Raw genomic sequence first — 3806 nt, forward strand, 5'->3', positions numbered from 1 at the left:
CATTATTTGCATGTCCTCTTTTTTTCTTTCGATTAATGTGCCAAAAGAGCACTTAATAATTAATTAGCCATAAGTACTGGATTAAAAAGACTGGCAAAAAAATATACTCTAAAAACGCCACCAGGAAAAGGTTTACTGGGAGGGTGCAGGGAAACTTAAGTCTTCCCTCTTGACATACTTATCATGGATGTCACTTTTTTCCTCCTGATTTCTTCTAAGCTTAAGAAGGAGAAACAATTTTAAGTTTTGGGAAATAGGTACGGTATCGTCTGGAATCCCTGGTAAGAAGAATATACCTACAGACAGCTGCATGGGCTCCAATGTAAAAATCGGGAAGAGGAGAAGTTTTCTTTCCCTTTCTTTTTTTGTAAGCTAAAAAACATTTTCCAGCTAAAAAAGCAGCTTCCCAGGGAAGGGGTTCTCTTATAAAAATATCGGACGGAAGAGCTTCTTCTACTTCTTCAATTTTTTCAAAACCTATAGAAATCTCAGCATAAATTATAGGATTTATTACCAATATATCATTTTCAACACATTCTACAAGACGAGAAGCAGACCATTCAAACCAGTTTGGATCTTCGGTAAGCACATCCAATAAAACATTGGAGTCCACTAAAAAAGGCATCAATTTTTTCCTCTTGTAAGATCCATTATTTCATCTGTACTCAAACGGATTGTTGCTTTACCTCTTAAATGCTTTATAAGCTGTTCACCTTTGCCTGGAGCTGTTTTCTTTTTTATCAGTTTAAGAGAGTTTCCATCAGAAATAAATTCTACTTCTGTCCCCGGAAAAAATCCCAATTTATTTCTTAATTTCTGAGGAATAGTAACTTGTCCTTTAGCTGTAATTTTCATATTTAATCTCCCTTGTAAGAATTTTATAGTAAGAATCTTACAAATTTGATATTATTTTGTCAAAGAAAAAGACTAAAAGAAGGAGAGTGAACTACGTTGTCCTTGCCTTTTTTCTTTCGGGCTTATTCTTCTTTTCTTCCTCTCTAATCACAAATTACCAATCACTCTAAATACGACGCCCTGTCCTCTAAGAGCCACGTAATGCCCATTATTTTCGTCTTTTGGTGTAAATTTGATTAATAAACAGGTAGGGATTTGGCCAAAAAATAAAATAAGGGCTATTTTGTGCCGAATAAGATGTGAGTTAATGGGTGGATGAGTAGATGCGCAATTAGGTCTCATTCTCGCCTCAACCCACTAACCCAACAAACCCAACGAACCCACAAACTCAATAAACTCACAAACCCAAATTGTGCATTATTTGCATGTCCCCTTTTTCTTTCGCCTGTCACCTTTTTTCTTCACTAAAAACGCCACCAGGAAGGTTTACTGGGAGGGTGCAGGGAAACTTAAGTCTTCCCTCTTGACATACTTATCATGGATGTCCCCTTTTCCCTTGACAATAACAAATACATTACATATTCATAAAATATGAAATTTAAATGGAATTCATATAAAAATCAAAAACTTCGTAAAACTCGTGGTGTAAATTTTGAAGATGTAGTTGAAGCTATAGCTGCTGGTAAAATTTTGGACGTTTTAAAACACCATAATCAGGAAAAATATCCTGGACAGTATCTTATTGTGGTGGAGATAAATAATTATGCTTATGTGGTTCCATGTCGTATAAAAGATGATACTGTGTTTTTTATAACAGTGTATCCTAGTCGCAAAATGACTAAAAAATATTTACAGGAGTAAGTAAGATGGAAGAAGTAAAACTTGATTCCTATGAACAGGAAATAGAAAAAGCCTTGGAAACTGGAGAATACAAATCTTTGTCTTCAGAAGAATTAGAGGAATTCACGAGAAAGGCTGAAGAGGGAGCAAGGGAGTTTATGAAGCGAAAAAAAAGCGTCAGTATAAGACTTGCAGAATTTGATTTAAAGAGACTTAAATATCGGGCTGAAGAACTTGGACTTCCTTATCAAACAATTATCTCTCTGTTAGTCCGTAAGTATGTCCGTGGCGAGCTGAAAGTGGAATTATGATCATCGCGGAAAAACTGAGGCAAAGAATCAAAAGAGGGTCAGGTCAGCAATTCTCGGTGATAAACGCATAGACCCATTTACAAAAAAATGTGCATTATTCTCATGTCCCCTTTTTCTCTACTACTGTAATTTTTTTTCACGTTTTTAAAGAGAAAAGTTTAAAGAAAAAAGCTTAATTAGCCATAAGTACTGGATTAAAAAGACTGGCAAAAAATATACTCTAAAAACGCCACCAGGAAGGTTTACTGGGAGGGTGCAGGAAAAACTCCGTCTTCCCTCTTGACATACTTATCATGGATGTCCCTTTTTCTTGCTCTTTAAGCAAGAAACCGAATTAAATTGGCCAGATATAGCCTATTGTGGTTAAATTTAACCACTTATTGTGTGGGTAAGCTGAATAAGGTAAAAAGTATTAAGCTTTTTACTTAAAAAATCATAAAAAAAAATTTACGTTTTTAGAGAAGCCTAAATCATTGCAAGTTCTTGAGTTATGAGGGTTAAGCCTTGATGGATGAGGAGATAAAATTTTTCAATATTAGATGGTTGTGATGTGGTATTTTTCGGGTCTTTTTTAAAACATGTTGAAATTATGGGATTTTTAAAAAAGTCGTTCGCACAAATTGTAGCCCAAAGCCATTTCCAGCCAGATTTTGTAACAGCATAAAATGATTTATCTTTTACCTTTTTAACGATCTTTCTAGAGATTAATTTTTTTCAATTCATAGCGAATTTGAGAGGAATTCGGAAGTAGTTGGATAGAGCATTTCTGAGTTCAGAAGTTTTAAATCCAAAAGAAGAATATTTGGTTTTAAGCAATTCTTTGATGAGAGCAAGTTGCCTGTCTTTTCTGAGGTCAGGAGCAGGGATCTTATGGTTAAGGTGGTCAAGAACAGGTTTTGAAAACATGTCCGGTTCAACCTCACATAATGAGGAGAGATCAACGTCAGCACAACAATTGAGGAATTTGTTATTGGCATCAAGACCTTTCCATAAATAGGTCTGTAGATAGAGAAGAGGTTTTTTAAGCCCCAGGGATCTGGGGTTGTTAATGGTGGTTCCTGCCCGCCAGTGCCTCGACAATATGTGGTATTTAACTAGAGAAGGTAGAGTATAGAAAGTTTGTAGTTTTAATAAAAGATTATCTAGGCGATTGGCAGGCGGGTTAGTGAAAATGCGCATAACGCCATTAGAGCGTTTAACAAAACCCATAGATTTAAGGAAAAAAGCAACGCCTCCTTCATAGAAGAGGTCTAAAATGTAACCGCGAAGAATAACACGATCAAAAGAGGTGTAGGAAAACTTGATATTTTTTGAAAATTGAGCAATGAAGTTGTTGTTCACAGGTAATTTTCCTCCTTATATGGATTGTTGGTAAATCACCTATTTAGGAAATTACCTGTGAACATCCAATTTTTTTTCAGGCAAAGTTATGAGGCTTATTAATAATTGAGAACTCGTAACACAAATCAACATGCAATTTTCTAATTTTTAGTTTGCTAAAGAGATACGGTATGTTTTTTGCAGCAAATATCATACGATGAAAAAGAAAATTTTAATATCATGTAGTTTATTTTTTCTTTTTTTTGGGGTAAAAGTTTATAGAGTTTTTTCTGCTATTAATTTAGAAATTTATGAAAATTATAATTCAGCTATATTAGACAAAATTAATGCATTTAGGGAGAATCCATTAAAATATGCTGAAGTGCTAGGTATATCTGTTGATAAGCTTAAAGAGGTATGGGGTGAGAGCGGATTGGATTATTTAAAGAGTGGATTTTTTCAGGTTTCTTTAAATAATAA

Annotated in this window: 6 protein-coding genes; 3 read left to right on the forward strand and 3 right to left on the reverse strand. The window is 34.6% G+C overall.

Translation table 11 applies throughout. The features are described from left to right. Nucleotides 1-220: 220 nt before the first annotated feature. Together ACY2V1_RS07750 and ACY2V1_RS07755 are read right to left on the reverse strand one after the other, a co-directional pair. Nucleotides 221-625 carry a type II toxin-antitoxin system VapC family toxin gene (locus tag ACY2V1_RS07750; RefSeq protein ID WP_461834226.1) on the reverse strand — a complete coding sequence of 135 codons (405 nt, stop codon included), beginning with the start codon at nucleotides 623-625 and terminating at the stop codon, nucleotides 221-223. Beyond that, the gene (locus ACY2V1_RS07755) at nucleotides 625-855 is read right to left on the reverse strand and encodes an AbrB/MazE/SpoVT family DNA-binding domain-containing protein (protein WP_459879401.1); all 231 of its coding nucleotides are present in this window, start codon (nucleotides 853-855) and stop codon (nucleotides 625-627) included. The genes ACY2V1_RS07750 and ACY2V1_RS07755 overlap by 1 nt, the downstream gene beginning before the upstream one ends. 591 nt (nucleotides 856-1446) lie before the next feature. Here ACY2V1_RS07755 and ACY2V1_RS07760 point away from each other — a divergent pair. Both ACY2V1_RS07760 and ACY2V1_RS07765 read left to right on the forward strand, forming a co-directional pair. Further along, nucleotides 1447-1716, forward strand: coding sequence for a DUF4258 domain-containing protein (locus ACY2V1_RS07760; RefSeq protein ID WP_461834227.1), 270 nt, complete (start codon nucleotides 1447-1449; stop codon nucleotides 1714-1716). 5 nt (nucleotides 1717-1721) lie between these two features. Beyond that, the gene (locus tag ACY2V1_RS07765) at nucleotides 1722-2006 is read left to right on the forward strand and encodes a hypothetical protein (protein WP_461834228.1); all 285 of its coding nucleotides are present in this window, start codon (nucleotides 1722-1724) and stop codon (nucleotides 2004-2006) included. Between the two features lie 714 nt (nucleotides 2007-2720). Here ACY2V1_RS07765 and ACY2V1_RS07770 read toward each other — a convergent pair. Beyond that, the gene (locus ACY2V1_RS07770) at nucleotides 2721-3347 is read right to left on the reverse strand and encodes a hypothetical protein (protein ID WP_461834229.1); all 627 of its coding nucleotides are present in this window, start codon (nucleotides 3345-3347) and stop codon (nucleotides 2721-2723) included. Between the two features lie 196 nt (nucleotides 3348-3543). Here ACY2V1_RS07770 and ACY2V1_RS07775 point away from each other — a divergent pair. Next, nucleotides 3544-3806: hypothetical protein (locus ACY2V1_RS07775; protein WP_461834230.1), on the forward strand; the 263-nt coding region annotated here is incomplete at its 3' end.

The sequence above is a fragment of the Desulfothermus sp. genome (assembly GCF_053993635.1).